This is a genomic window from Mycolicibacterium iranicum, assembly GCF_002101705.1.
In the GTDB taxonomy this organism is placed as follows: domain Bacteria; phylum Actinomycetota; class Actinomycetes; order Mycobacteriales; family Mycobacteriaceae; genus Mycobacterium; species Mycobacterium iranicum.
The window spans coordinates 109,354-135,711 of sequence record NZ_LQPC01000032.1; the positions used below are offsets into that span (position 1 = coordinate 109,354).

At 66.6% G+C, this 26,358-nt stretch carries 28 protein-coding genes and 1 pseudogene; 13 read left to right on the top strand and 16 right to left on the bottom strand.

Annotated features, from left to right (window positions below; all coding sequences use genetic code 11):
• Positions 1 to 32: 32 nt before the first annotated feature.
• Both AWC12_RS17645 and AWC12_RS17650 read left to right on the top strand, forming a co-directional pair.
• Positions 33 to 1,187 carry an NAD(P)H-binding protein gene (locus AWC12_RS17645; protein WP_085175878.1) on the top strand — a complete coding sequence of 385 codons (1,155 nt, stop codon included), beginning with the start codon at positions 33 to 35 and terminating at the stop codon, positions 1,185 to 1,187.
• The gene (locus tag AWC12_RS17650; RefSeq protein WP_024448192.1) at positions 1,184 to 1,894 is read left to right on the top strand and encodes a CPBP family intramembrane glutamic endopeptidase; all 711 of its coding nucleotides are present in this window, start codon (positions 1,184 to 1,186) and stop codon (positions 1,892 to 1,894) included. Before AWC12_RS17645 ends, AWC12_RS17650 begins: the two co-directional genes overlap by 4 nt.
• Here the strand turns inward: AWC12_RS17650 and tet(V) are convergent.
• Positions 1,891 to 3,156 (bottom strand): tetracycline efflux MFS transporter Tet(V), encoded by a 1,266-nt coding sequence (gene tet(V) / locus AWC12_RS17655; protein WP_200865026.1) that lies wholly within the window; start codon positions 3,154 to 3,156, stop codon positions 1,891 to 1,893. The two genes, AWC12_RS17650 and tet(V), sit on opposite strands and share 4 nt — an antisense overlap.
• Positions 3,157 to 3,301: 145 nt before the next feature.
• Complete coding sequence (locus AWC12_RS17660) at positions 3,302 to 4,123, bottom strand: enoyl-CoA hydratase (protein ID WP_024448190.1); 822 nt, start codon at positions 4,121 to 4,123, stop codon at positions 3,302 to 3,304.
• 118 nt (positions 4,124 to 4,241) lie between these two features.
• On the opposite strand from AWC12_RS17660, the gene AWC12_RS17665 reads away from it, so the two are divergent.
• The 3 genes from AWC12_RS17665 to AWC12_RS17675 are packed head-to-tail and all read left to right on the top strand — an operon-like array spanning position 4,242 to position 7,109.
• Positions 4,242 to 5,336 (top strand): CaiB/BaiF CoA transferase family protein, encoded by a 1,095-nt coding sequence (locus AWC12_RS17665; protein WP_024448189.1) that lies wholly within the window; start codon positions 4,242 to 4,244, stop codon positions 5,334 to 5,336.
• A gap of 31 nt (positions 5,337 to 5,367) precedes the next feature.
• Positions 5,368 to 6,120: a 3-hydroxyacyl-CoA dehydrogenase gene (locus AWC12_RS17670; RefSeq protein WP_024448188.1), complete on the top strand. Its 753-nt coding sequence runs from the start codon at positions 5,368 to 5,370 to the stop codon at positions 6,118 to 6,120.
• Positions 6,117 to 7,109, top strand: coding sequence for an NAD(P)H-dependent flavin oxidoreductase (locus AWC12_RS17675; RefSeq protein ID WP_024448187.1), 993 nt, complete (start codon positions 6,117 to 6,119; stop codon positions 7,107 to 7,109). Before AWC12_RS17670 ends, AWC12_RS17675 begins: the two co-directional genes overlap by 4 nt.
• 69 nt (positions 7,110 to 7,178) lie before the next feature.
• Here the strand turns inward: AWC12_RS17675 and AWC12_RS31920 are convergent, their stop codons facing one another.
• Both AWC12_RS31920 and AWC12_RS17680 read right to left on the bottom strand, forming a co-directional pair.
• Positions 7,179 to 7,310: a hypothetical protein gene (locus AWC12_RS31920; RefSeq protein WP_011893017.1), complete on the bottom strand. Its 132-nt coding sequence runs from the start codon at positions 7,308 to 7,310 to the stop codon at positions 7,179 to 7,181.
• Between the two features lie 107 nt (positions 7,311 to 7,417).
• The gene (locus AWC12_RS17680) at positions 7,418 to 7,963 is read right to left on the bottom strand and encodes a DoxX family protein (RefSeq protein WP_024448186.1); all 546 of its coding nucleotides are present in this window, start codon (positions 7,961 to 7,963) and stop codon (positions 7,418 to 7,420) included.
• Between the two features lie 101 nt (positions 7,964 to 8,064).
• Between AWC12_RS17680 and AWC12_RS17685 the strand changes: the two genes are divergently transcribed.
• Genes AWC12_RS17685 through AWC12_RS17695 form a run of 3 tightly spaced genes read left to right on the top strand, consistent with a single transcriptional unit; the run spans position 8,065 to position 11,681 of the window.
• Positions 8,065 to 10,383 (top strand): MMPL family transporter, encoded by a 2,319-nt coding sequence (locus AWC12_RS17685; protein ID WP_024448185.1) that lies wholly within the window; start codon positions 8,065 to 8,067, stop codon positions 10,381 to 10,383.
• Complete coding sequence (locus tag AWC12_RS17690; RefSeq protein ID WP_024448184.1) at positions 10,376 to 11,071, top strand: TetR/AcrR family transcriptional regulator; 696 nt, start codon at positions 10,376 to 10,378, stop codon at positions 11,069 to 11,071. The genes AWC12_RS17685 and AWC12_RS17690 overlap by 8 nt, the downstream gene beginning before the upstream one ends.
• Positions 11,052 to 11,681, top strand: a complete 630-nt coding sequence (locus AWC12_RS17695) for a class I SAM-dependent methyltransferase (RefSeq protein ID WP_024448183.1) — start codon at positions 11,052 to 11,054, stop codon at positions 11,679 to 11,681. The genes AWC12_RS17690 and AWC12_RS17695 overlap by 20 nt, the downstream gene beginning before the upstream one ends.
• Before the next feature lie 81 nt (positions 11,682 to 11,762).
• Here AWC12_RS17695 and AWC12_RS17700 read toward each other — a convergent pair whose 3' ends face one another.
• Entirely contained in the window at positions 11,763 to 12,479 is a 717-nt protein-coding gene (locus AWC12_RS17700; RefSeq protein WP_024448182.1) for an NAD-dependent deacylase, read from the bottom strand.
• Positions 12,480 to 12,515: 36 nt separating this feature from the next.
• Between AWC12_RS17700 and AWC12_RS17705 the strand changes: the two genes are divergently transcribed.
• Positions 12,516 to 12,881: an Rv1152 family transcriptional regulator gene (locus AWC12_RS17705; RefSeq protein ID WP_024448181.1), complete on the top strand. Its 366-nt coding sequence runs from the start codon at positions 12,516 to 12,518 to the stop codon at positions 12,879 to 12,881.
• A 22-nt stretch (positions 12,882 to 12,903) separates the two neighbouring features.
• Here the strand turns inward: AWC12_RS17705 and AWC12_RS17710 are convergent, their stop codons facing one another.
• Both AWC12_RS17710 and AWC12_RS17715 read right to left on the bottom strand, forming a co-directional pair.
• Positions 12,904 to 13,749: a class I SAM-dependent methyltransferase gene (locus AWC12_RS17710; protein WP_085175880.1), complete on the bottom strand. Its 846-nt coding sequence runs from the start codon at positions 13,747 to 13,749 to the stop codon at positions 12,904 to 12,906.
• A gap of 22 nt (positions 13,750 to 13,771) precedes the next feature.
• Positions 13,772 to 14,629, bottom strand: coding sequence for a class I SAM-dependent methyltransferase (locus AWC12_RS17715; protein WP_234814064.1), 858 nt, complete (start codon positions 14,627 to 14,629; stop codon positions 13,772 to 13,774).
• 43 nt (positions 14,630 to 14,672) lie between these two features.
• Here AWC12_RS17715 and AWC12_RS17720 point away from each other — a divergent pair, with 43 nt between their 5' ends.
• From AWC12_RS17720 to AWC12_RS17730, 3 genes are all read left to right on the top strand, one after another.
• Positions 14,673 to 15,116, top strand: a complete 444-nt coding sequence (locus AWC12_RS17720) for a PPOX class F420-dependent oxidoreductase (RefSeq protein WP_024448178.1) — start codon at positions 14,673 to 14,675, stop codon at positions 15,114 to 15,116.
• Between the two features lie 38 nt (positions 15,117 to 15,154).
• Positions 15,155 to 15,340, top strand: a complete 186-nt coding sequence (locus AWC12_RS17725) for a DUF5302 domain-containing protein (RefSeq protein ID WP_024448177.1) — start codon at positions 15,155 to 15,157, stop codon at positions 15,338 to 15,340.
• 373 nt (positions 15,341 to 15,713) lie between these two features.
• A complete protein-coding gene (locus tag AWC12_RS17730; protein WP_024448176.1) occupies positions 15,714 to 16,976 on the top strand; it encodes a fatty acid desaturase family protein in 1,263 nt (420 codons plus the stop codon).
• Here AWC12_RS17730 and AWC12_RS17735 read toward each other — a convergent pair.
• The 7 genes and pseudogenes from AWC12_RS17735 to AWC12_RS17765 form a co-directional block, all read right to left on the bottom strand.
• Positions 16,891 to 18,207 (bottom strand): acyltransferase family protein, encoded by a 1,317-nt coding sequence (locus AWC12_RS17735; RefSeq protein WP_024448175.1) that lies wholly within the window; start codon positions 18,205 to 18,207, stop codon positions 16,891 to 16,893. The genes AWC12_RS17730 and AWC12_RS17735 overlap by 86 nt on opposite strands.
• A gap of 123 nt (positions 18,208 to 18,330) precedes the next feature.
• Positions 18,331 to 19,962 carry a monocarboxylic acid transporter gene (locus AWC12_RS17740; RefSeq protein WP_024448174.1) on the bottom strand — a complete coding sequence of 544 codons (1,632 nt, stop codon included), beginning with the start codon at positions 19,960 to 19,962 and terminating at the stop codon, positions 18,331 to 18,333.
• Positions 19,959 to 20,309: a DUF485 domain-containing protein gene (locus AWC12_RS17745; protein WP_024448173.1), complete on the bottom strand. Its 351-nt coding sequence runs from the start codon at positions 20,307 to 20,309 to the stop codon at positions 19,959 to 19,961. Before AWC12_RS17745 ends, AWC12_RS17740 begins: the two co-directional genes overlap by 4 nt.
• Positions 20,310 to 20,461: 152 nt before the next feature.
• Positions 20,462 to 22,209 (bottom strand): annotated as a pseudogene (locus tag AWC12_RS17750) (sodium/solute symporter).
• Positions 22,206 to 22,580 carry a DUF485 domain-containing protein gene (locus AWC12_RS17755; RefSeq protein WP_024448171.1) on the bottom strand — a complete coding sequence of 125 codons (375 nt, stop codon included), beginning with the start codon at positions 22,578 to 22,580 and terminating at the stop codon, positions 22,206 to 22,208. Before AWC12_RS17755 ends, AWC12_RS17750 begins: the two are co-directional and overlap by 4 nt.
• Positions 22,570 to 23,361 (bottom strand): LytR/AlgR family response regulator transcription factor, encoded by a 792-nt coding sequence (locus AWC12_RS17760; protein WP_024448170.1) that lies wholly within the window; start codon positions 23,359 to 23,361, stop codon positions 22,570 to 22,572. Before AWC12_RS17760 ends, AWC12_RS17755 begins: the two co-directional genes overlap by 11 nt.
• A complete protein-coding gene (locus AWC12_RS17765; RefSeq protein WP_024448169.1) occupies positions 23,358 to 24,575 on the bottom strand; it encodes a sensor histidine kinase in 1,218 nt (405 codons plus the stop codon). Before AWC12_RS17765 ends, AWC12_RS17760 begins: the two co-directional genes overlap by 4 nt.
• 46 nt (positions 24,576 to 24,621) lie before the next feature.
• Here AWC12_RS17765 and AWC12_RS17770 point away from each other — a divergent pair, with 46 nt between their 5' ends.
• A complete protein-coding gene (locus AWC12_RS17770) occupies positions 24,622 to 25,197 on the top strand; it encodes an HhH-GPD-type base excision DNA repair protein (RefSeq protein WP_085175882.1) in 576 nt (191 codons plus the stop codon).
• 67 nt (positions 25,198 to 25,264) lie between these two features.
• Here the strand turns inward: AWC12_RS17770 and AWC12_RS17775 are convergent, their stop codons facing one another.
• Both AWC12_RS17775 and AWC12_RS17780 read right to left on the bottom strand, forming a co-directional pair.
• On the bottom strand, positions 25,265 to 25,657 hold the full coding sequence (locus tag AWC12_RS17775; protein ID WP_024448167.1) for a recombinase family protein: 393 nt from the start codon (positions 25,655 to 25,657) through the stop codon (positions 25,265 to 25,267).
• 31 nt (positions 25,658 to 25,688) lie between these two features.
• Complete coding sequence (locus tag AWC12_RS17780) at positions 25,689 to 26,348, bottom strand: nitroreductase family protein (RefSeq protein WP_085175896.1); 660 nt, start codon at positions 26,346 to 26,348, stop codon at positions 25,689 to 25,691.
• Between the last annotated feature and the right edge of the window lie 10 nt (positions 26,349 to 26,358).

Sequence of the window (26,358 nt, forward strand, 5' to 3'; positions counted from 1 at the left end):
TCTGAATCGGCGCGTCGGGGTACAGCCCTACCGTGAAACCAGTGCGCACCCTCGTGACCGGCGCGACAGGCTACATCGGTTCTCGCCTCGTGACCGCGTTGCTCAACGACGGTCATCAAGTGGTGGCCGCCAGCCGCGACCCCGCCCGTCTCGCGGACTTCGGCTGGTATCACGACGTCTCCACGGTGGCGCTCGACGCCCACGACGACATCTCGACACGGCAAGCCTTCACCGAAGCGGGTCCCATCGACGTCGTTTACTACCTCGTGCACGGCATCGGACAGCCCGGCTTCCGGGAAGCCGACAACCTGGCGGCGGCCAACGTCGCGACCGCGGCCAAGGCCGCCGGCGTCCGACGCATCGTCTACCTCGGCGGGTTCGTGCCGAATGACGACTCGTTGTCTGAGCATCTGACGAGTCGGGCGGAGGTCGCGGCGGCGCTGACCGTCGAAGGCGGACCCGACGTGGTGTGGCTCGGTGCGGCCATCGTCATCGGCGCCGGCTCCACGTCGTTCGAGATGCTGCGCTATGTGGCCGACCGATTCCTGTTGCTGCCCATGCCGGAATGGTCGGCCAACCCCATCGATCCCATCGCGGTCACCGACGTGTTGCACTACCTCGTCGCGGCGGCAGACCCGAAGGTTCCGGCCGGTGCCTACGACATCAGGGGACCGGAGACGACGACGTACGGCGACCTGTTGCGCACGTACGCGCGGATCGCGGGTATTTGGCGGACGCCCGTCCCGGTCTACGGTGTCGACACCGGCCTCGTATCGAAGGTGACGGGCCTCATTCTGCCGGTCCCCGCCGGTTTGGCCGGCGATCTCGTTGAGTCGCTTGATTTTCCGATGATCGCCTTGCAAGACGGCCTGCGGGCGCTCGTGCCGGACCCGCCCGATGGCCTGGTCGGCATCGAGGACGCCATCCGTCGCGCCGTGACCAGCCCGCCCCGGCGGCCGGTCGACAAACTCGGCGATCCTCACCATCTCGCCGACACCGACCCTGACTGGGCTGGAGGCGATACGCTGCGCCTGAAACTACTGGCGAGCGTGGTGACGCCGCCGGTCGCGTGGCCGGTTCTCGGTCTTTTGGGATTCGTCCCGAGACCGGTGGCCGCCGCAGTACGTACTGGACTCGACCATGTCGTGGGAGTGATCGGATTGGTGCCCAAGAGGATTCTGGCGTGAGCGCGCCGACGAACTGGGGTGGGCAGCTGCGCAGGATCGCTCGCGGCAAGGCAGCGCCCTATAACGAGCCGCCGTCGGTGATAACCCGGCGCAAGTTCATCGTCGCGGCCGTGCTGCTCATCGGCGCCGCGCTGCTCGGATACTCGTTGAGCAGGCCGCCGGGGGACGAGACGTTCATCTGGCTCACCCTCGCCCTGGCCGGGGTTTGGGCCGTCGGAGCATTCGCGTCAGGTCCGTTGCACATGGGCCACATCCCTTTTCGCGGACGCAACCAACGCCCCGTCATCACCGGAACTGCCGCCGGCATCGGGTTGGGCGCGGTCTTCGTCATCGGCGGATTGGTGGCGCGCGAGATCCCCGGAGTAAACGACTACATCCGTGAGGTACTGCAGTACTCGAATGCGGGGCCGCTGTATCTGATCGCGTTCATCACCGTGATCAACGGTCTGGCCGAAGAGATGTTCTTCCGCGGTGCCGTCTACACCGCACTGCTGAAATTCCATCCGGTGATCGTGTCGACGGTGCTCTATGTCATCGCAACCGCCGCCACGACCGGCAATCCAATGCTGGGATTCGCAGCGATCATCCTCGGCATCGTCTGCGCTCAGCTGCGCCGCGCCACCGGGGGAGTGCTCGCACCGATGCTGACCCACTTCTTCTGGGGTCTGATCCTGGTGCTCGCACTGCCCCCGATGTTCGGCGTCTAGCTCAGCGGGTGCGTCAGTTCGTCGCGGTGCATCTTCGCCGCCCGGATCGCCACCACCGCCACCAGCACCGGCACGATGCCCGCGGCCAGGAAAATCGTCTCCATCGGCACGATTTTCGACAGCGGGCCGACGATTGCGAACGACACCGGCATGAAAGCCAGTGACACGAAGAAGTCCAGACTCGACACCCGTCCCAGCATCTCCGGTGGCACCCGCCGCTGCAGCAGCGTGCCCCAGATGACCATGCCTGCGCCGTCGGTCACCCCGATGACGAAGGTGGCCAACGCCATCAGCGGAAACGACGACGTGATGCCGACGATGACGAGCGGGATCGATCCGACGCCCCACATCGCCATCATTGTCGTCAGATAGCGGCGCGGCATCCGGCGCGAGGAAACCGTCAATGCGCCCAACGCGCTGCCCACCCCGAAGAACGCCAGGATGAAGCCGTACGACTGCGCGCCGTGGGTGAATCGATCCTGGGCGATGAACGGCAGCAGGACCTCGATCGGGCCGAGGACGACCAGCACGAAGATGCTGGCGAACAGCAGCGTCCACAGCAGCCAGGGCGTCCTGCGCACGAAGCTGACACCGTCGCGCAGGTCCCGAAGGAGGTGAGGATTCTCCTGGTCTGCCTGTGGGTCAACGTTTTTGACGATCGATGAGCGGGTGGCCACCAGGAGTATCAGGCCGACGCCGAACAGCGCCGCCACCGCGACGGCGCCGAGCGACGGGAATGTCGCACCGATCAGCAGTCCCGCGACCGCCGGGCCGACGGCGCGCTGGAACACCGGCCGCACCATGCCCTCGACGCCGTTGGCTGCCAGCAGTTGTTCGGCAGGCAGGATTCTGGGCAGGATCGCGCTGTAGGCGGGAAAGAAGAACGCCGCCGCGATCCCCAGAGCCGCTGCCGCGACCGCCATATGCCAGATCTGCAGGGCGCCAACCATTCCCAGGACTGCGATGCCGGCGACGACCGCGGTGTTGACGGCCTCGACGGCAATGATGATCGCGCGCTGGTTGAGCCGGTCAGCGGCCAGCCCGCCCACGAGCACGAATGCGACGAGGCCCACCCCGAGGCACGTCGCGACAAGGGACAGTGCCGCGGGGTCGTTGGACAGCTCGATGACCTGCAGCGCCATCACGACGGCCCACATGCCCTCGGCGAAGATCGACACTGACACCGCCGCGATCAGAAGGCGATACTCGCGGAACCGGAACGGTGCGAGCACGCGCCAGCGACCGGGCGCCACCGGTTGAATGTCGAATTGAGTGCTCACCGTCCGATGGTGACGCACGGGTGAGGCTGTCGTCGAACGATTTTCGGGCTGGCCCGATCGGTCGAGCGTGGGGGGGTATGTACGCGAATCGGCGATTTCGCGGGCATAGGGCCCACGCTCGGCTGGACTAGGAGTCGGTGAAGGTCGCGGGCCGCCGCTGCTGGAATGCCTTCGTGCCCTCGCGGAAATCGTGCGAGTCCAGCAGCGCGAGCTGGCCCTTCTTCTCGCGTTCGAGCGCACCCTCCAGTTCGGTGAGCGTCGCGGCGTTGATCGCGTCCTTGGTTTTGCGCAGCGCGACCGCCGGGCCCGACACCAACGCGCCGATCACCTTGTCGACCTCGGCGTCGAACTCGTCGACGGGGTAGACGGCGCTTACCAGTCCCCAGCCGTAGGCTTCGGATGCCGGGATGCGCTCGGCCAGCAGCGCCATCCGCATCGCCCGGATCCGGCCGACGGCCGCGGCGATCAGGGCCGAGGCGCCGCCGTCGGGCATCAACCCGATCTTGGTGAATGCCAGCATGAAAAATGCCTTCTCCGAGGCGAGTACGACATCGCAGGCCAACGCCAGCGACGCCCCCACACCGGCGGCTGCGCCGTGCACGACCGCGACGGCGGGCTGCGGAAGCGCGACGATCGCGCGGATGCAGCGGTTCGCTGCGTCGAGGACATCGGCCGGGGTGCCTGCCGCACCCGGGTTGGCGTGGTCTTCCTCGCTGATGCCTGCGCCGGAGGAGAAGCCGCGCCCCGCGCCGCCGATGCGGACCACCCGCACACGGGAATCGGTCGCCGCACGCTCGAGGGTGGCTGCGAAGGTCTGAAGCATCGGGGCGGTCAGCGAATTGAGGCTGTCGGGCCGGTTCAGGGTCACCGAGAGGACGCCGTCGGCGAGGCTCACGCCCAGGTCGGCAATGCCCTGGTACGCGGCGTCGTACCCGTCGTTGGAGGTCAAAGTCGTCCCCTGGTGTCTGGTGGTCTTCGCTGCCGAAGCCCCGTGGCCGGTACGACTTGGTTATACAAGTAAGCTATGTCGCGGTCAACCGAGCGATTCCGATGAAGGGCGGTCAGTCATGGCTGGACCACTGCAGGGACTACGAGTTGTGGAGCTGGCGGGTATCGGCCCAGGGCCCCATGCGGCCATGATTCTCGGCGATCTCGGAGCAGACGTCGTGCGCATCGAGCGGCCCGGCAAGGGCCCGGGACCGGCCACCAAGCCCGGCGGGGACTATCTGCTGCGCAACCGCCGGTCGGTCGCGGCGAACCTCAAGAGCGAGGAGGACCGCGACATGGTGCTGCGGCTCATCGCGAAGGCCGACGTGCTCATCGAGGGATTCCGACCGGGGGTGACCGAGCGCCTCGGCCTCGGGCCCGAGGACTGCGCCAAGGTGAACGAGGGGCTGATCTACGCGCGGATGACCGGATGGGGTCAGGACGGCCCGCGCGCGCAGCAGGCCGGTCACGACATCAACTACATCTCGCTCAACGGCACGCTGCACGCGATCGGCCGTGCCGGCGAGCGGCCGGTGCCCCCGCTGAACCTGGTCGGCGACTTCGGTGGCGGCTCGATGTTCCTGCTGGTGGGCGTGCTGTCCGCACTGTGGGAACGCCAGAGCTCCGGCAAGGGGCAGGTTGTCGACGCCGCGATGGTCGACGGATCGAGCGTGCTCTCGGCGATGATGTGGGCCTTCCGCGGCATGGGCATGTGGAGTGACGAACGCGGTGTGAACATGCTCGACACCGGCGCGCCCTACTACGACACCTACGAGACCGCCGACGGAAAGTACGTCGCCGTCGGGGCCATCGAGCCGCAGTTCTACGCGCAGGTGCTCACCGGCCTCGGGTTGGAAGCCTCCGATCTACCCGACCAGAACGACATGAGCCGCTGGCCCGAGCTGCGTGCGGCGTTCACCAAGGCCTTCGCCGCCCACGACCGCGACCACTGGGCGAAGGTGTTCGCCGGCACCGACGCGTGCGTGACGCCGGTGCTGTCGTTCGCCGAGGTGGAGTCCGAGCCCCACAACACCGAGCGCGGCACCTTTTACAGCGAGAACGGGTCGCTGTACCCCGCACCCGCGCCGCGCTTCTCGCGCAGCGTGCCCTCGGCTCCGAAAGCGCCGGGTGTGCCCGGCGCCGACACCGAAGCTGTTCTGCAGGAATGGGTTTGACCTCTTAACCACGAGAGAAGGGAAACGATCTGTGGAGATCAAAGACGCGGCTGCCGTCGTCACCGGAGGTGCTTCCGGTCTCGGGCTCGCAACAACCAAGCGACTGCTCGACCGAGGCGCTTCGGTCGTCGTGATCGACCTGAAGGGCGAGGACGTCGTCGCCGAGCTGGGCCCGCGGGCCAAGTTCGTCGAGGCCAACGTCGTCGACCCGGAGCAGGTGACCGCTGCGCTGGACGCTGCCGAGGAGTTCGGCCCGCTGCGCATCAACGTCAACTGCGCCGGCATCGGCAACGCGATCAAGACGCTCGGCAAGGACGGCCCGTTTCCGCTCGACGCCTTCAAGAAGGTGGTCGAGGTCAACCTGATCGGCACCTTCAACGTGCTGCGGCTGAGCGCGGAGCGGATCGCAAAAACCGAACCGATCAACGGGGAGCGCGGCGTCATCGTCAACACCGCGTCGGTTGCCGCGTTCGAAGGCCAGATCGGCCAGGCCGCCTACTCCGCCTCCAAAGGTGGCGTCGTGGGCATGACCCTGCCGATCGCCCGCGATCTGTCGCGCGAGTTCATCCGCGTGTGCACGATCGCGCCGGGCCTGTTCAAGACGCCGCTTCTGGGCTCTCTGCCGGAGGAGGCGCAGGCCTCCCTCGGCAAGCAGGTGCCCCACCCGGCCCGCCTCGGTGATCCCGACGAGTACGGTGCGTTGGCCGTGCACATCGTCGAGAACCCGATGCTCAACGGCGAGACGATCCGCCTCGACGGCGCGATCCGGATGGCGCCGAGGTGAGCATCAGGACGAAGTTCACCGAGGCGTTCGGGGTCGAGCATCCGATCGCCCAGGGTGGCATGCAGTGGGTGGGCCGCGCGGAACTTGTTGCGGCCGTGGCGAATGCAGGTGCGCTGGGTTTTATCACCGCGTTGACGCAGCCGACGCCTGCCGATCTGGCGAACGAGATCGCCAAGACGCGGGATCTGACGGACAAGCCGTTCGGGGTGAACCTGACGATCCTGCCGGCGATCAATCCGCCGCCGTACGACGAGTATCGCCAGGTGATCGTCGACGCCGGTATCAAGATCGTCGAGACGGCGGGTTCCAACCCGGCACCGCACCTGCCGATGTTCCACGACAACGGAATCAAGGTGCTGCACAAGTGCACGTCGGTGCGCCATGCGGTCAAGGCTCAGTCGCTGGGTGTGGACGGCATCAGCATCGACGGGTTCGAGTGTGCCGGTCACCCCGGTGAGGACGACGTTCCCGGCCTGGTGCTGATTCCGGCGGCGGCTGACAAGATCGAGATCCCGATGATCGCCTCGGGCGGGTTCGCCGACAGCCGCGGCCTCGTCGCGGCGCTGGCGCTGGGTGCCGACGGCATCAACATGGGCTCACGGTTCATGTGCACCGTCGAATCGTGTATTCACCAGAACGTCAAGGAAGCGATCGTGGCGGGCGACGAGCGGGGTACGGAATTGATCTTCCGTAGCCTGCACAACACCGCGCGGGTCGCGTCGAACGTCGTCTCCCGTGAGGTGGTCGAGATCCTCAAAGGCGGCGGTCAGTTCGAGGACGTCAAGGATCTGGTGGCTGGAGTCCGCGGTCGCAAGGTGTTCGACGACGGCGACATCGACGCCGGGATTTGGACTGTCGGAACGGCGATGGGCCTGATCAACGACATCCCGACCGTCGGCGAACTCGTGTCACGGATCGTGGGCGAAGCGGAGGAAATCATCAGCGGCCGCTTGGCGGGCATGGTCACGCCGGTGCCGCAAAGGGTCTGACAAGGACGCTCGGAGCGTCAGGCAAACCGAAGAAAGTCAGAACGCGCGCCCCGCGGGGCGCGCGTTCTCTCATACCGCGGTAGGGAGAGCCTGGTCGTCGTCGAGTTGCTCCGAGGTCAGGCCCTCGACGAGGAAATCGCCGTGGTAGAGCGCCTCGAAATCAACCTTGATGACATCAGCGTTGGTGTCGTCGATCCACATGTACTGAACAGTAACCACGGGCTCTAAGAGTTCTTTGAGCCTGTTGTCGGAAAACTGTGGCAATTCTTACCGCTGGGTAGGGTCGCCGTTCTACCGGCCGGTAGCAATCACTGGCCAGGCGGGGCCGGCGGCGCGGTGAAGTGAATCGGATTGCTGCCGTAGAGCGCTAGCCAGGTCACCACCGCCGCGACGAACGCGAGCGCCAACAGCGCTAGCTTCACCCGCGGTGACCAGGTGAGTCGCCCGAGGACGCGGGCATCGACGGAGTACGCGCCCGCCCCGGTGAACAGCAGGGCCGCACCGCCCAGCCCGATCAGGAACGGCACATTGAACGGCTCCGACCAGAAGGCGGACCCAGACACGTTGACCGCCCATGCGCACAGCATTGCGCCGAGCGTGGCGCTGCCTGCCAGGGGTGTCAGAACTCCGAGCAGCAGACCGATGCCCGCCAGGGTCTCGGTCGCGGTGACCATGAACGCCGCGAACCCGGGAAGGCGCCATCCGGCGTCGGTCAGGAACTGCACCGTCATCCCGAAGTCGGCGGCTTTGATCAGTCCTGCTTGCAGGATGGCCGCGCCGATCCCGAGGCGCAGGATCAGCAGGCCAGTGTTCACGGCCGTGTCGGGGGAGACCCGGGTGGTGGTGTCGGTCATGTCAGGTCGACCTTACGACGTCGCGAAACTCATCGCCGGGTCTGGCGCCATCAAGTTATCGTTGATAACTTAGCGGCGATATCTCAGGAGGTCCGTTCGGGATGTTGCACCGCATCGCCCTGCTCGCCATCGCGGCACCGCGTCGCGTTCTGGTGATCGCGCTGCTGGTCATGGCCGGCTGCGGCATCTTCGGCGTCCCCGTCGTCACGCACCTCTCGGCGGGCGGCTTCGGTGATCCGACCTCCGAATCGGCCCGCGCCACACAACTGCTCGTCGACAAATTCGACCAGGGTGACATGGACCTCGTCATCAGCGTCACCTCGGCCGACGGCGTCGACAGCCCGGCAGCACGTCAGGTCGGAACCGACCTGGCCGCCCGGCTGTCCGAATCGCCTCACGTCGGCACCGTGACGTCGGCGTGGACGGCACCGCCGACTGCCGCGCCCGCACTCGTCAGCGAGAACGGAAAGACGGGGCTCATCGTCGCCGGGATCACCGGCGGAGAGAGTGGCGCGCAGAAGCATGCCAAGGCGCTGGCCGACGAGCTCGTGCACGATCGAGACGGTGTCACCGTGCGCGCCGGCGGCGTGGCGATGACCTATGTGCAGATCAACTCGCAGACCGAGAAAGACCTGCTGATGATGGAATCCATTGCGATTCCACTGAGTTTCGCGGTCCTGGTGTGGGTCTTCGGAGGCCTCCTCGCGGCCGCGCTGCCGTTGGCGGTGGGTGCGTTCGCGATTCTCGGATCGATGGCGGTGCTGCGCGCAGTCACCCTCGTCACCGACGTTTCGATCTTCGCGCTGAACCTCTCCATCGCGATGGGCCTGGCACTGGCGATCGACTACACCCTGCTGATCATCAGCCGCTATCGCGACGAACTGACCGACATCGGTGACGCAGGGCCCGCCGGCCGCGAGGCGGCACTGATCCGCACGATGGTGACGGCCGGTCGGACGGTGCTGTTCTCGGCGTTGACCGTGGCACTGTCGATGGTCGCGATGGTGCTGTTCCCGATGTACTTCCTGAAATCGTTCGCCTACGCGGGCATCGCGGTCGTCGGATTCGCGGCGCTGGCGGCGATCGTCGTGGCGCCCGCCGCGATCATGCTCGCCGGGGACAGGCTCGACTCGCTGGACGTGCGCAGGCTGGTCCGGCGAATCCTGGGCAGGCCGGAACCGCAGATCAAGCCCGTCGAGCAGATGTTCTGGTACCGGTCGACGAAATTCGTGATGCGACGGTCGATTCCGATCGGTGTGTCCGTCGTCGCGCTGCTCCTGCTGCTCGGAGCGCCGTTCCTCGGCGCCAAATGGGGATTCCCTGACGACCGGGTCCTCCCGGAGTCCGCCTCGGCCCGGCAGATCGGCGACGAACTGCGCGAGGACTTCGCCGTCGATTCGTCGACGAATGTCGTCGTCGTACTCCCCGATGTCGACGGCATTGCCCCCGGCGATCTCGACCGCTACGCCGCAGAACTCTCCCGCGTCGACGACGTCTCCTCGGTGTCCGCGCCCGGCGGAACGTTCGCAGACGGGAAGAGAGTCGGGGAACCCTCTGCGGCAACGGGATCGGCCGGCGGCAGCGCCTTTCTCACCATCGCGAGCACGGCCGCGTTGTTCACCGACGCGTCGGAGGCGCAGCTCGATCGTCTGCACGCCGTCGCGCCACCGGGAGGCCGCGATGTGTTGCTGACGGGGCTGGCCCAGGTCAACCGCGACAGTGCCGATGCGATCACGGATCGGTTGCCGACGGTGCTCGCGGTGATAGCAGCGATCACGTTCGTGCTGCTGTTCCTGTTGACCGGTAGCGTGGTGTTGCCGCTGAAGGCATTGGTGCTCAACGTCTTATCGCTCACCGCGGCGTTCGGTGCGCTGGTGTGGATCTTTCAGGACGGCCATCTCGGGGCATTGGGTACCACGCCGACGGGAACGCTGGTGGCCAACATGCCGGTGCTGCTGTTCTGCATCGCGTTCGGCCTTTCGATGGACTACGAGGTGTTCCTGATCAGCCGCATCCGGGAATACTGGCTGGCCTCGGATCAGAGCACCCGCGCCTCCGGCAGTCTCGCTCCTCACGTGCGCAGCGACGAGAGCGTCGCGCTCGGCCTGGCGCGGACCGGGCGGGTGGTCACGGCGGCGGCACTGTTGATGTCCATCTCGTTCGCGGCGCTGATCGCGGCGAAGGTCGCGTTCATGCGCATGTTCGGTGTCGGGTTGACCTTGGCCATCCTCGCCGACGCTACGCTGGTCCGGATGCTGTTGGTGCCCGCGTTCATGCACGTGCTCGGCCGGTGGAACTGGTGGGCGCCCAAGCCGCTGGCGCGACTGCATGCGCGCATCGGCATCAGTGAGTCCGTCGGCGACAAGGATCGGCTCGCGCCCGCGCCGGAACGCCTCGCCTCGGGGAGGGCCGTTGACTGATGTGAGTACCCGTCGCCGTCGTGCGCCCAGGGGCTCCGGTGAGCAGCTTCGCGACGAGATATTGACCGCGGCAACCGATTTGCTGATCGAGACCGGAGACGAGAAGGCCGTCTCCATCCGGTCGGTCGCACAGCGCGTCGGGGTGACACCGCCGTCGATCTATCTACACTTCGCCGACAAGACCGCGCTTCTGGACGCCGTCTGCTGCCAATACTTCGAGAAGCTCGACGAGGAGATGCAGGCGGTTGCGGCCGCATGTACGTCGACGATCGAGGTGCTGCGGGCGCAGGGACTCGCCTACGTCCGCTTCGCGCTGCAGACCCCCGAGATGTACCGCATTGCGACGATGGGCCACGGCGAACCCGGCAGCGGGGTCGATCTGACACTGAACAGTTCCGCATTCGTCCATATGCGGGCGACGGTGGAGGCGTTGATCGCCGAAGGTGTCTATCCGCAGGAAGACCCCACCACGCTGGCGCTCGAACTGTGGACATCAGCCCATGGCGTTGCCGCACAGCTGATCTCACGTCCCTACCTGCCCTGGGGTGACGTCGAGGAGTTCGCAGGCCGAGTCCTGCGCGCGGTGTGCCTCGGGCACATCGCTTCCGCCGGCATCGGACCCGAGGAAGCTCCGATGGAGACTGTCCGCTGGTTGAAGGAGACCATTGATGAGCGAGCACGTCGATAACCCGTTCTTTGCGCGGCTGTGGACGGCGATGTCGTCCCGAGAGCCGGAGTCGCTGAGGCGGCTGCGGCGGGAGAACCTCGCCGGGCTGAGCGGGCGTGTTCTCGAGGTCGGTGCGGGAACCGGGACCAATTTCGAGTTCTACCCCGATACGGTGACGGAGGTCGTGGCCGTCGAACCCGAACGCCGGCTCGCGGCGCTGGCCCAGCAGGCGGCCGATCGTGCCGCGATTCCGGTCACCGTCACCTCCGACACCGTCGAACATTTCGCCGACACGCAGCCTTTCGATGCCGTGGTGTGCTCGTTGGTGCTGTGCTCGGTGGAAGACCCGAAAAGTGTTGTCGAACAACTGCTGTCGCGACTGAAGCCGGGAGGGGAGCTGCGCTACCTCGAACACGTCGCCGGGCCGGGGGCGCGCGGCCGCCTGCAGCGGTTCGCCGACGCCACCTTCTGGCCGCGCCTGCTCGGCAACTGCCACACCCACCGTCACACCGAGGAGACGATCGCCGGGGCGGGATTCCGCATCACCGGCGCACGGCGTGAGTGGACATTCCCGCGATGGGCCCCTGTTCCGGTGGCCGAGTTCGCGATCGGTGTCGCCGTCCGGCCCTAGGAGGATCGCAGTGTGGTCAGGTCCGTCGGCGGTCGATCGGTGCCGCGCGAAATGTGCTGCCGCGCAACGCGAGTCGAAGCGCTAGTTGAGCAAGGCGGGCAGGCGCTGCAGCAGACCGGGCAGCGCCGTGGCGGCCTTCTCGCGCAGACTCACCGTCGCGCTCGCCGACAGCGGCGTGGGCTCGGGATTGACCTCGATGACGGGCGTGCCATTGGCCACGGCCAGTTCGGGTAGCCCCGCGGCGGGATAGACCACCGACGACGTCCCCACCACGACAACAAGATCGGCGCTGACGACCGCGTCAACAGACTGCTGCCAGGCGCCATCGGGCAACGGCTCGCCGAACCACACCACGTTGGGCCGGATCAAGCCTCCGCACAGATCGCAGCTGGGCGGTTCGATCGATTCGACCGGCTCGGCCATGTCGGGTACCTGTCCGAGAAATGCGGATCGGCACTGGTCGCAATGGAATTCGAAGAGGCTGCCGTGCACGTGGTACACCTGGTTGCTGCCGGCGCGTTCGTGCAGGTTGTCCACATTCTGCGTCACGACGTGCACGTCGGCGTAGTCCTCCCAGGCGGCCACGGCCCGGTGCGCGTTGTTGGGCGCGACTGCGCTCATCATGTGGTGGCGCCACAGATACCAGGCCCACACCCGATCCGGATGTGCGCGCCAGCCCTGGCTACTCGAGATCTCGTAGGGATCGACGTTGGCCCACAGACCGGTCTCCACGTCGCGAAACGTCGGCACGCCGCTTTCGGCGGAGATACCGGCGCCACTGAATACCGTCACTTGCACTCCACCAAATTAGCTGCTTTGGGTAATACTGGGCACGTGGCCGAGTTGGGGGATTGGGTACGCGTGGATCCGTATGCCGCCAGACCGCTCTTCGACCAGCTCAGAATGCAGATCATCGGGGGGATCCGGGACGGGGAGCTGACTCCTGGCACCCGGCTCCCGACGGTTCGCGAGCTGGCGGGGCAGGTCAATCTGGCGGTGAACACCGTGGCGCGTGCGTATCGAGAGTTGGAAGCCGCAGGGATTCTGGAGACCAGGGGGCGCTTCGGTACCTTCGTGGCGCGGGCCGATCCGGCCGACGCCGCGATGGCGACCGCGGCGAACACCTACGTGTCCGCGGCGCGGGCCCTCGGCGTCGACAAAGGCGACGCGCTGCGTTATGTGGAGATGGCCTTCGGCTGAGCCGAGATGGCGCCTGCGCTGTTCAGCCGAATTCGAGGAGCGTCGTCGTCGGCCGCAGCGGGTCGAGCAGCGGCACCCGCTGCAGCGTCCACAGCAGCGCGTTGATCACCCGGCCGCGTGCGCGTTCGGCGGGGATGTCGTGCACGGCTCGCACCCCCGGCACAGTGTTGACGAGGTCGGCGGCCTCGGCGACGGTCAGCGTGAACGGCATCGGCGGCACCCGGTACCGCCGGGAGGTGCGCATGCCGCGGCGTGCCAGCGGCGCAAACGCCGACGGCGGCAGATCGAACATCATCCTGCCGCCGGGGAAACGGGCTGCGCACTCGGTGATCAGGGCCATCGCCTCCTCGGGCTGCAGATACATCAGCAGCCCTTCGGCGGTGATGAACACCCCGTCGCCGGCGTCCACCCGGTCCATCCAGCTGAAGTCCAGCGCGGACTGGGCGATCAACTGCACGCGATCGGAGGCAGGCAGTAGCGCGCGGCGCAGCTCGATGGTCGGAGGGAAGTCGATGCTCACCCAACGGAAGTCGTGGCCGATGTCGGCGTTCTGCGGGGTGTCGGCGTCGAGACGGAAGAACGACGTCTGCATACCCTCGGCGAGCGCCACGACCGTCGCCCTGGGATTGTCGCGAAGATATCGCCGCGTCTGCTTGTCGAAAGCCAACGCGCGCAACGCCATATCTTGACGACGGGTGAAGCCGAACTTCGCGAAGTCGAAATCGAGGGAGTCCACCAGGTGGATTGCCATGGGGTCGTCGATGAGGGAGTCGGGTCGCCTCGCCTCGGTCGCCCGTACCTGCAGCGTCATCAGTGCGGTCTCGGGAACCCCGGTCAGGTCCACGGGGTGCTTTTCGGTGTGTGTCATCGGTGTCCCAATCTGACGCTGGTCATGTATCGAAATGCAGCACGGTGATGCTCGGGCGGTTTCTGCGCATGAATCCGCGGTCCAGTCGCGGTGAGGTCGTCAGCGTGAATACGCCGCGGCCCGGCGGCAGCGCAACGTCGCGTGCGGCGGCGACGCCGGGGATACGTCCGGCGAGCGCGAGTGCCTCGTCGGCGGTCAGCGCAAACGGCATCGGCGGCGTGACATAGCGGTTGGACAGCTTCATGCCGCCGAGCGTGCGACGGCTCAACCACGGTGGGATCGAGTCGAACATCAGCGCGCCGCCAGGAAACCGTTGTGCGCAGTCGCGGATCAGACCGAGAGCGTCGTCGGGCGCCAAATACATCAAAAGACCCTCGGCGGTGATGAACACACCGTCCGCTCTGGTCTGATCGACGCCGCCGGCATCGGCGTGCACCCGGTCCATCCAGCTCGGGTCCAGAGCCGACTGCGACAGTCCGACGATGCGATCGTCGGAGGGGAGCAGTTCTGCGCGCAGCTTCATGACCGGGGGCAGGTCGACCGAGTACCAGCGGCAGCGGTCGAGGATTCCGTCGCGGTCGAGGCGCCAGAAACTCGTCTGCAGTCCCTCTGCGAGAGCGACGACGGACGCCTTCGGGTGGTCGGTCACATAGGCGCGCACGGCCGTGTCGAAAGCCCGCGCGCGCAGTGCGTGCGACTGATTGGGGCGGCCGAACTTGGCGTAGTCGTAGTCGATGGCGTCATAGACGGTGATCGCCCAGGGATCACGGATCACCCCGTCGGAACGTTTGGCCTCCGCGGCGCGGTTACGCAGGGTCCACAGCGTGGTCGCGGAGACGCCATCGAGCACACTGCCGTCGATTGCGGTGAATCGGCCCACGCGGTCCATGCTTCCAGACGCGCAAACGCCGTAGGCTCGTGCCATGACCCGCGACGTCTTCGACGACAAGCTGTTGGCGCTGCTCGCAGGAAACTCGCTGGGGGTTCTGGCCACGATCAAGCGCGATGGCCGAGCTCAGCTGTCGAACGTCTCTTACCACTTCGACGCGCGCAACCTGACGATCGCGGTCTCCATCACCGAACCGCGCGCCAAGACACGCAATCTACGCCGCGACCCCCGCGCCGCGATCCATGTCAGCTCGGATGACGGATGGGCCTACGCCGTCGCAGAAGGCGACGCCGTCCTGACCCCGCCCGCCGCCAACCCCCACGACGACACCGTCGAGGGCCTCGTGGACCTCTACCGCAAGCTTGCCGGGGAGCATCCGGACTGGGACGACTACCGCAGAGCGATGGTCGACGACCGGCGGGTGCTGATGACACTGCCGATCTCGCATGTGTACGGCATGCCCCCGGGAAAGCGCTGAGCGCTCGAATTCGGTCCCGTCGGGACTACGCTGCCGGTATGGCATCGAAAGAGTCCGACCAGCCTGCCGAGGACGACAACAAGCGCAAGTTTCGCGAAGCGCTGGAGCGCAAGAATGCCAACGCGGCGAAAGGGTCCGCCCACAAGGACGGCGGTGCAAGGTCGTCCAAGGGTGCGCACGGGCCCGTCGAGAACCGCCGAGAGTTCCGTCGCAAGAGCGGTTAGTGGGCATGTCTTCGCGGTAATCCGCCCACTCTGACGTGCAACCCACGGTGGCCGGCGTCTCTCCATGCTTCTGCTGCGTCCTAGTAATTTGCCTGTTTCGTTGGTTCACTGTTACCCGTGTGCCAACTTTATGCACGTAGCCAGCCGCCCAATGGTTTGCTATTTGCTCATTCCAGCGCGTTAATTCCACTAAGATGCCTTTGTGTGATGATCAGCAACAATTGCCAAATTCTTACATTTGGGACTGTGGGGCGGCGGGCGCGAGTCGGCGATGGCAGACTGCTAAATAGCTGCGTAACCCGACTTGGGCTCACTGACAGGGGGCCGGCGCCGCCGTGGGCATCGCCCAGCCGTTTCAGTGGAGGACTTGATCGTGGCGATTACGGACATCGTCGGCTACTCCCACCTCACGCCAGGGGACCTGGACACGCTGACCGACGAACTCGATGCGATTCGGCGAGATGTCCAGGACACACTCGGAACTTCCGACGCCGCATACATCCACCGTGTCATTCGCTTTCAGCGCCTGCTTGAACTGACCTCGAGGCTGTCGATACTGTGCCCGTGGCGCGGCGTTCGGTGGCTGGGAGTCATCGGCCTGGCGGTCGCCAAATCGGTCGAGAATATGGAACTCGGGCACAACATCGGCCACGGGCAATGGGACTGGATGAACGATCCCGAAATCCATTCGGCAACTTGGGAATGGGACATGGTCGGGGTGTCAGCTCAGTGGCGTTACGCCCACAACTACGAGCATCACCAGTTCACGAACGTCCTCGGCAAGGACTACGACATCGGTTGGGATGTCCTGCGTGTCACGCGCGATCAGCCCTGGGAATGGCGTCACGCATTCCAGCCGCTGCAGAGCCTGCTGCTCGCCGCGACATTCGAATGGGCAATCGCCCTCTACGGCCTGGCCTCGGACTGCCGTCGCTTCGACAGTGCTGCGCAGCGCAAGGCGGTGGTGTCCCGTGTCGCTATCAAGATTCAGCGCCAGATCGTGAAGGACTTCCTTGTGTTCCCGCTCCTGGCGGGCGGGCGACGGGCACAGGTGCTTCGGGCGACGTTGACGGCAAACGTCCTACGCAACCTCTGGACGCATGCGGTAATCGTGTGCGGTCATTTCCCTGACGGCGCAGAGAAGTTCACACCCGAAAGCATCGGCGACGAGCGCCGCCCACAGTGGTATCTGCGGCAGATGCTGGGTACGGCCAACTTCGACGCAGGGCGATTGTTGGCATTTGCTAGCGGCCACCTCTGTTATCAAATCGAACACCACCTCTTTCCAGACTTACCCAGCAGTCGATACCCCGAGATAGCACTTCGAGTCCGGGCGCTGTGTGACAAATACGACCTTCCGTACAACTCCCGCCCGTTCCTCCGGCAGCTGTGGCTTGCCCAAAGGACGATCCTGAAACTGTCTCTGCCCGACCGCTTCCTGATTGCGACGTCCGACGATGCGCCGGAAACAGCGTCCGATCGACGCTTCGAAGTAACCCCCGACGTCGATGGGCACGGGCTGCGGACCGCACTCGCACGCCTTCGAGAGGCTAAGCAAGGCAGTCGGTTTCAGCGACGGCGTCTTGAACTGCTAAGCGTCGCGCGGCGACGAGTGTTGTCACTGTCGTCACAGTGAAGTACAGGCCGAGGTCCTTGAGGCCCCATCCGACGGATCCCAGCGTGGCCGCTCCCGCCACGCACAGCAGTGAACCCACGGCTGCGCTGCGCAGACCGGGGCGGGCGACGACACCGCCGTCCCAGAACGGAAGCGGATCGTTCTCCAGTGGTCGCAGCACCACGAACGCCGCGCCGACGGCGAGCACCATGATCGCCATCTGCAGTACCGACAGCGTGACGAAGTGCGGCGCGTCGGGGAACCGCGGGTAGCCGAGGTAGTCGAAAACCAGGTGCATGCCCAGCAGCAGCGGGATGTGCCACAGGTAGAGCGTCATCGCGCCGGAGTTGCCGATCACCGTCAGCCACCAGACCCGTGGCCTACGCGCCCACCGCGTCAGAGCAGGTGCGGCAGCAATCGCCAACGCGCACATCATGATTGCGTGTCCTGCAAGCAGTAGCGACGGCGGTGACATGTTCTTGAGGTGCTGGGTCTCGATGCCGACCAGGCTCAGCTCGTACGGTCCGAACGCGACGAGCGCGGCGTTGACGGCGAACATCGCCGCACCGGTGATCAACGCCGCGCGCGCGGACAGGAGTCGTCGCCGGTACGCGACTCCGAACATGCCGGGGATCAGCCACATCGACAGGTTGAGATAGCCGAACAGCGGCCACACGTCGACATTGATCCGAATAGCGTCGACGGCGGCAACCACCGCGTACGCGGTCACCGCCGCCGCGACGAACCGGCCTGTGGTGGTGATGCCGGCAAGCGCCGGGACAGCGGCGAGTACCAACACGTAGGCGCCGAGAAACCAGAGAAGCTGTGTCGAGATCCCGGCTACGGGCTCATAGACGTGAATCGGCAACAAAAACTTGAGCACCACCAGCGTCGCCACCCAGAACGCCAGGTAGTAGAACACCGGCCGGTACAGCCTCGTGCAGCGCCGCATCAGCCAGTTACCCCAGCTGCTGCCGGGTGCCCACGACTGCACCGATGCGGCGACGCCGGCGAAGAAGAACAACGGCATTATCTGGAACACCCACGTCAGGGCCTGAAACACCGGCGACCCGGTGAGCAGGTTGCTCCAGATGAAGACGTCGTCACGAATGATGCTCGTCGCCATGACCGTGTGGCCGATGACGACGGCCAGCAGGGCGGTGATCCGGATGACGTCGATGGCCCGGTCACGGCCGGGCGGGGTGCTCGCCTCCACATCCGCGGGGCGAGGAAACAGCGTGGCTGCGCTCATGCACCAATTCTCGACCCGCCCGGGCCCCCGGCATCTGAGTAAAACCACCTAGACGCCGAAACTGCATTCCGTGCGGTCTTGCCGCGATTTTTCGCGCACGGAATGCAGTTTCGGCGGACCTGGCTAGTGGGCGATCGCCTTCTCTGCGCCGATGCCGGTCAGCGAACGGACCTCCATCTCGGCGTTGATCTTCGGATCGCCACGGTCCGGCGAGGTCAGCGTGCCGACGATACCGAGCAGGAACGCCAGCGGAATGGAGACGATGCCCGGGTTGGCCAGCGGGAACCACGAGAAGTCTGCGCCCGGGATCATCGCCGTCTTGCTGCCCGACACCGCGGGGGAGAAGACGATCAGCACGATGCACGAGATCAGGCCGCCGTACATGCTCCACAGCGCGCCGCGGGTGTTGAACCGCTTCCAGTACAGCGAGTACACGATGGTCGGCAGGTTCGCCGACGCGGCGACCGCGAAGGCCAGTGCCACCAGGAACGCGACGTTCTGGCCGTTGGCGAGGATGCCAAGGCCGATCGCGAACACACCGAGCACCACAGCGGTGATGCGCGAGACCTTCACCTGCTCGGCCTCGGTCACCTTGTGAGACTTCAACACCGACGCGTAGATGTCGTGCGCGAACGATGCCGACGCGGTGATGGTGAGGCCGGCGACCACGGCGAGAATCGTCGCGAATGCGACCGCCGAGATGATGCCGAGCAGGATGACGCCGCCGAGCTCGAACGCCAGCAGTGGAGCCGCGGAGTTCACGCCGCCGGCCGCGCCCAGAATCCGGTCGGGACCGACCAGCGCCGCCGCGCCGTAGCCCAGCACCAGGGTGAACAGGTAGAACGCGCCGATCAACGCGATCGCCCAGACGACGGACCGCCGAGCTTCTTTGGCCGTCGGCACCGTGTAGAAGCGCATCAGCACGTGCGGCAGGCCCGCGGTGCCGAGCACCAGGGCCAGCGCCAGGGAGATGAAGTTGATCTGTGAGGTCAGCGAGCCGCCGTATTGGGCGCCGGGCGCCAGCACGTCCCGGGACGCCACCGCCTCGGAGGCGGATCCGGTGATCGCGGCCTGCGCCGAGCCGAGGATCTCCGAGAAGTTCACGCCGAACTTCACCAGCACCATCACCGTCATGAGCCCGGCGCCGGCGATGAGCAGGACGGCCTTGATGATCTGCACCCAGGTGGTGCCCTTCATACCGCCGACGAGGACGTAGACGATCATCAAGATGCCGACGACCGCGATGACGACCGACTGCCCGGTCCGGCTGTTGATGTCGAGCAGCAAGGCCACCAGACCGCCCGCGCCCGCCATCTGCGCGAGCAGGTAGAACAGTGAGACCGTCAGCGTGCTCGTCGCCGCCGCCAGCCGCACCGGCCGCTGCTTGAGCCGGAAGCTCAGCACGTCGGCCATCGTGAATTTGCCTGTGTTACGCAGCAATTCAGCGACCAGCAGCAGGGCGACCAGCCAGGCGACGAGGAAGCCGATCGAATAGAGGAAGCCGTCGTAACCGTAGACGGCGATGGCCCCGGCGATGCCGAGGAAGCTGGCGGCAGACAGGTAGTCACCGGCGATCGCGATCCCGTTCTGCGGGCCGGAGAAGCCTCGGCCGCCGGTGAAGAACTCGTCGGCGGTGGCGTTCTTCTTGCTCGCCCGGATCACGACGATCATCGTGACGACGACGAAAAGGCTGAAGATGCCGATGTTGGCAGCGGGATTGCCGACGGCCTCGGCAGCCACGAGGGTGCTGGTCATTTGATCTCACTCTCCAATTGCTCGCGCAGCGCTCCGGCGCGCGGATCCAGCTCGCGGTTGGCGAACCGGACATAGAGCGCGGTGATGATGAATGTGGACAGGAACTGGCCGAGGCCGATGATCAAGCCGACGTTGATGTCGCCCCACACCTTGGTGGCCATGAATTCGTCGGCGAAGGCACCGAGCATGACGTAGATGCCGTACCAGACGAGGAACACCGCGGTCATCGGAAAGACGAAGCGGCGCAGCCGACTTCGCAGTTCCTGAAACTCGGGGCTGGCCTGTACTTCTAGATAGCGATCACCGCTGATGGCTTCCGGGCGAATCGGAAGGTCTGTTTCGGACACCTTGATCTCACACTCCTACGACTTGTGAACCGGCTCTTGGGTGAACGTAGTTGAGATGCAGGTCACATACCCAGCGTCAACGCAGGTCACACGGTGAGCTCGGTGGTGTGTGCGCTGAGCGGTCGATGAGCGGCGACGAACGGCGCCGGTCGTCAACTCTGGCCGCGCGGCATGCGCTCGATGCCCATGCCGAGGTTCTCCGGCACATGCATCCGTGCGAACGTCTGCGCCACATCGCTCGGCACGTCGGCACGAGTCAGCCTGCTGACGATGATCATCGTCGCGAACGCCAGCGGCACGCTGACTGCCGCGGGGTAGCCGATCATCACGGCAGGCCAGCCTGCGAGGACGTCCTCGGCGACGCCGCCCGCCACCGCGACCGTCACCGCCACGCCGGAAAGTAGCCCACCCACCGCGAGACCCCACGCCGCACCTCTGGCCGTCAAGCCGCGCCACCAGATGCCCAGGACCAGCAGCGGGCACAGTGTCGAGGCGGCGACCGCGAACGCAAGTCCGACGCTGCGCGACAGTTCCAGCCCGCCAGAAGCCGCCAGCGCCAACGGAATCGGGATCAACCCGCCGAGGACGGCCGCCAGGCGGAAGTCCCGAACCCGGCCCGGCAGTACATCGGTGGCCAGCGCCCCGGCGAAGCTCACCAGAACCCCGAGGAGGTGGCCAGGAAGGCCGCGATCGCACCTGCGGCCACCAGCGCGGCCAGCAGTTGTCCGGCCACCCCGTCGATCGCCGAGCTGGGCGCGAGAAGCACTGCCGCATCGGCATTTCCGGTGATGAGCAACCGGGGCACATAGAGTCGGGAGAACACTCCGAGCAGCGTCGGGAAAATATAGAACAGCGACAGCAGCGCGATCACTGCCAACGCCGTGCGGCGCGCCACACGGCCGTCGGGGTTGGTGTAGAAGCGCACCAGTACGTGTGGCAGTCCCATCGTCCCGAGGAACGTCGCCACCATGATCGACAGCACCTGGTAGAGCGGGTGCTGGCCGCCCAGTCCACCGCCGGATGCAATCCAGTCCGATCCGGTGCTCGGGGTGCCCGCCACGACGGGGGCGGCCGCACCCTGGGCCAGGTTCAGGGTGCTGCCCGCACTGAGGACGTGCTCGCCGGCGCCGGCGATCGTCGCCCCGTCCACCGGCTTCCCGTCCAGGGTGCCCGTCACCGTCAGCCCGCGGGGATCGTCGACCTGGACGACGACGTCGGTCTCGATCGCGACGACGGTGTCCTGCTGAACGGTGGGGGGCATTGGTGCGCCGAGTTCTCCGCCCGGGTCACTGACGAACAACCCGGTCAACGCCAGCGCCGGAATCGCGACGGCGGTCAGTTTGAGCCAGTACTGGAATGCCTGCACGAACGTGATCGAACGCATGCCGCCGGCCACGACATTGGTGATCACGATCGCGCCGACGGCGACCGGGCCGAGCCAGACGGGCGTGCCGAGAAGGATTTTCAATGCCAGGCCCGCTCCCTGGTACTGGGGGACCAGGTAGAAGATGCAGATCACGACGACGACGAGCATCGCGATCTTGCGCAGCCGTGCCGAGCCGAGCCGGAACTCGGCGAAGTCGGGGACGGTGTAGGCGCCCGAGCGCCGCAGCGGGGCCGCGACGAACAGCAGCAGCCCCAGATAGCCGGCGGTGAAGCCGACCGGATACCACAGCGCATCGGCGCCGTACTTTGCGATCAGTCCTGCGACGCCGAGAAACGATGCGGCTGAGAGGTATTCACCGGAGATGGCAGCGGCGTTCCACTGCGGGCCGACGGTGCGCGACGCCACGAGGAAGTCGGATGTGGTGCGGGAGAACCGAACCCCGTAGGCGCCGATCGCGACGGTGGCGACGGCCGCGGCGAGCAGTGCGGCGGCCGTCAACGGTGAGCCGGTCATGGCTCGGCGTCGACGACGCCGACGAAGTCACGCTCGCCCTGCTCGGCGAGCCGCACATAGAACCAGCCGATGCCGTACAGCAGCGGATACACCAGTCCGGCCAGCACCAGCCAGTTCAGCCGAAGTCCGAACACGGTGACGGCGCCGAGGCCGGGAAAGACCGCGTTGAGCAGTGGGATGGCACCTATCAGCCCGACCACCACGGCGGCCAGCCGCAGGGCCAGTCCGAGCTGCGCGCGCACTAGCCCGCGGACCAGCGCATCGCCGACCTGGGTCTGTTCCTGCACCTCGACGCGGGTGCGCACCATGCGGGCTCCGCGGCGGTGGGCCAGGACGACCCGTTGGCGTTGCGGCGGTTCGTTACTGGTCATCCGAACTCCCGGCGGGCCGCAGGCTCCGCATCGGGTTGCGCACCAGCCGGTCTCGCAATTCCCGAGCCTGCCGCCTGCTCACGGGAAGCTCGACGGCTGGCGACGCACCGTTGGCCCGTAGCCGCACCAGAACTGCGCCGTCGGCATTACGCAGGCCGGTCACCAGCCGCAGTGCGACCAGATAGGACCGGTGCACACGCTGGAAACCGTGCTCGCGCCAACGCGTTTCGAGCGTGCTGAGGGGAATGCGCACCAGGTGAGACCCTGACGCGGAATGCAGCCGCGCGTAGTCGCCTTCGGCTTCGACCCAGCCGATGCTGTCGCGCGGGACGAGGTGGGTGACGCCGCCGAGCTCGGCGGGAATGACGTCGGACTCCGGTTCCTCCTCCTCGGGGAGGGCGGGCGCAGCGGTGTGCGCGGCAGCGGCTCGGCGCACGGCCTCGTCGAGACGGTCTTCGCGGATCGGCTTGAGCAGATAGTCGACAGCGCCGACGTCGAAAGCCGCGACGGCCTTGTCGTCGTGGGCGGTGACGAACACGATCGCGGGCCGCTGCGCATAGTTGGCCAGGACGCCGGCGAGCTCGATCCCGGAGAGTCCGGGCATGTTGATGTCAAGGAACACGGCATCGATGGCATGCAGATTGAGTTCTCGCAGTGCCGACGTCGCGTCGCCGGCCCGGAAGACCTCGGCGATGCACGGATGCCTGTCCAGCAGGTAGGCGAGCTCGTCGAGGGCGGGGGCCTCGTCGTCGACGGCGAGCACCGTGAGCGGCTTCGTCACGTGCCCACCCCGAATCCACCTCCGCTGGCCCGAACCCCGGACCGGAACTTGGGCACCCTCATGATGACCTTGGTGCCCGCGCCGATCGCGGTTTCGACCACCAGACCGTAGTCGTTGCCGAACGCCGCGCGCAGGCGATGGTCGACATTGGTCAGCCCCACATGCGCACCGGCGCCCTCGTTCTCCTCGGCACCCTCGGAGAGCGCGTCACCGGGTCCAGCGCGCAGGGCGTCGGGATCCATGCCGACGCCGTCGTCTTCGACGGTGATGACGCAGTCGGACCCTTCGTCGCGCGCGATCAACTCGATCGACCCGCTGCCCCGTCCGGCGAAGCCGTGCCGCACCGCGTTCTCCACCAGGGGCTGCAACGCAAGGAACGGGACGACGACGTTGAGCACCTCGGGGGCGACGCGCAGCGTCACCTTCAACGCCGTCCCGAACCGGGCCCGCTCGAGGGTGAGGTAGCGGTCGATATTGCGCAGTTCGTCAGCCAGCGTGGTGAATTGGCCTGCGGCGCGGAACGAGTAGCGGGTGAAATCGGCGAACTCGAGGATGAGCTCGCGGGCCCGGTCGGGATCGGTGCGTACGAACGACGCGATCGTGTTGAGCGCGTTGTAGATGAAGTGGGGGCTGATCTGAGCCCGCAGCGCCAGCACCTCGGCGCGATCGAGGCGGGCGCGTGACGCGTCGAGCTCGGCGAGCTCGATCTGGCTGGCGGCGTACCGCGCGACTTCGCCGACGGCGCCGAGCGTTCCCGGCCCGGGGGAGCGGGTCGTGACGATGACCAGCACTCCCAGCATGTCGTCGACCTCGTTGACCATCGGCTGGCCGACCACCACCGAGGTCCTGGCGTGCGTCATCACCCGGCGTCCACCGGAGATCGATTGTCGTGCCGCGCGCTCACAGGCCTCGACGAGGTCGTCGTCCCAATTGTCGTCGGGGTCTCGGGCGAGCAGTTGTCCGTCGCCGTCGTACACGGCCAGGGCGTCGCTGCCGGTGAGCCCGCGCAGGAACGGCGCGGCGGTGTGGGCGGAGTCGGTGTCAAGGCCCCGGCGCAGCGCATGGGCGGCCAACGACGCAGTGTGCAGGGCTGCGTGCACGGCCCGTTCGGTGGGGGTCGCGACGACGCGTCGGGTGCGCACGGCGAGGACGACGGCGGCGACGGCAAGGAGAATCAGTGCGGCAGTGAGAACGATCGCGAGCTCGCCGGGCATCAGTTCTGCTCCTCGCGTGCGGGTGGCCCCACCTTAAACTGGTCGAGTGGCGAAACTGCAGTTAGTTCAGGAACCCGCTGCCGACGCGCTTCTGGAGGCCAACCCGTTCGCACTGCTCGTCGGCATGCTGCTCGATCAGCAGATCCCGATGGAGGTGGCGTTCGGCGGTCCGAAGAAGATCGAGGACCGCATCGGTAGCTTCGATGCCCGCGTGATCGCCGACTACGACCCGGAAGGATTCGCGGAGCTGTGCGCGCAAACGCCTGCGGTGCATCGCTTTCCGGGGTCGATGGCCAAGCGCGTCCAGGCGTTGGCGCAGGTGATCGTCGACGAGTACGGCGGCGACGCGGCGGCGCTGTGGTCCGACGGTGCCGACGGCGCCGAGGTGCTGCGTCGTCTCAAGGCGCTGCCGGGCTTCGGTGAGCAGAAGGCCAAGATCTTCCTCGCTCTGCTGGGCAAGCAGTACGGCGTCAACGCCAAGGGCTGGCGCGCGGCGGCCGGTGATTACGGTAAGGCGGGCACGCACATGTCGGTGGCCGACGTGAAAGATGCGGGGTCGCTGCAGAAGGTGCGGTCGTACAAGAAGGAAGCCAAGGCGGCAGCGAAGGCCGCCAAGGCCTGAGCCATAGGCGCAGCGAAGGCCGCCAAGGCCTGAGCCATAGGCGCAGCGAAGGCCGCCAAGGCCTGACTTACGGTCTGTGCGCGCCCTCGGTGTGGCTGGCGTCGAGCGCGGCCAGATCGGTGAGCACCTTCGCGACGACGCGGCCGGTCGACGTCGCGGTGTCGAGACCGTTCTGCAGGCAGCGCAACGTGATTCCGCGCGTGGTGAGGTCGGCGACGGTCTGCGTCACCTCGGTCACCGAGCGCCCCAGTCGTTCCAGCGCGGCCACGACGACGACATCGCCCGGTCGCGCGTAGCTGAGCAAAGCCAGCAACCCTGCGCGCATCTTGTCGGCCGAGCCGGCGGTCTTGTCGGTGAAGATCCGCCGCGGATCGACCCCCGCTTCGGCGAGCTGGGTGAGCTGTTCGTCCAAATCCCCGCAGCCGGGTACGGCCGTGGCATAACCCAACGTGACCGTCACATGTCCAAGGTCTCACGCGACGGGCGTGCCGTCATAGAGACTCGCCGTCGAATCTCTCGCGGGTAGCGAACTCCGACACCGGCCGGCGAGTGAGCTTGCTGACCTGATGCTGCGGCTTGCCCAGCGGCAGCACGGCGGCGACGGCGAATCCGTCGGGGATGCCGACCAGTTCCTTCACCCGGGGCTCCTCGGCGACGGCCATCGTGGTCAGGACGCCGCCGAAGCCTTCGTTGCGTGCGGCGAGCAGCACGTTCCAGACGAACGGGTAGACCGACGCACCCGCGATCACGCCGATGCGGTCGAGATCTTGGTCGAACGCGGCCACGACGCCGAGGTCCACACACACCACGAGGACCACAGCCGAGGTCAGCAGCGGCGTCGACAGTTCGGCGGGCACCTCGGTGGCGGCGAGCTGCTCCGGCGTCACGCCCATGGGCTGCAACGGGTTCCAGGGGTTCTCGCCGTTGCGCTTCTGCGCGACGTAGCGGCGCGCACCCGTGACGCACAGTTTGCTGAGTGCCTCCCGTGTGCCGAGGTCACGCAGTGCGATCACCCGCACGCCCTGGCGGTTGCCGCCGCTCGGCGCGAAGCGGGCGTTGTCGAGGATCCGCCTCAGCACGTCGTCGGGAAGTGGATCGTCGGTGAATCGCCGAACCGCGCCGGTCGTCCGCATCACGTCATAGAGGTCCATGTTGACGATC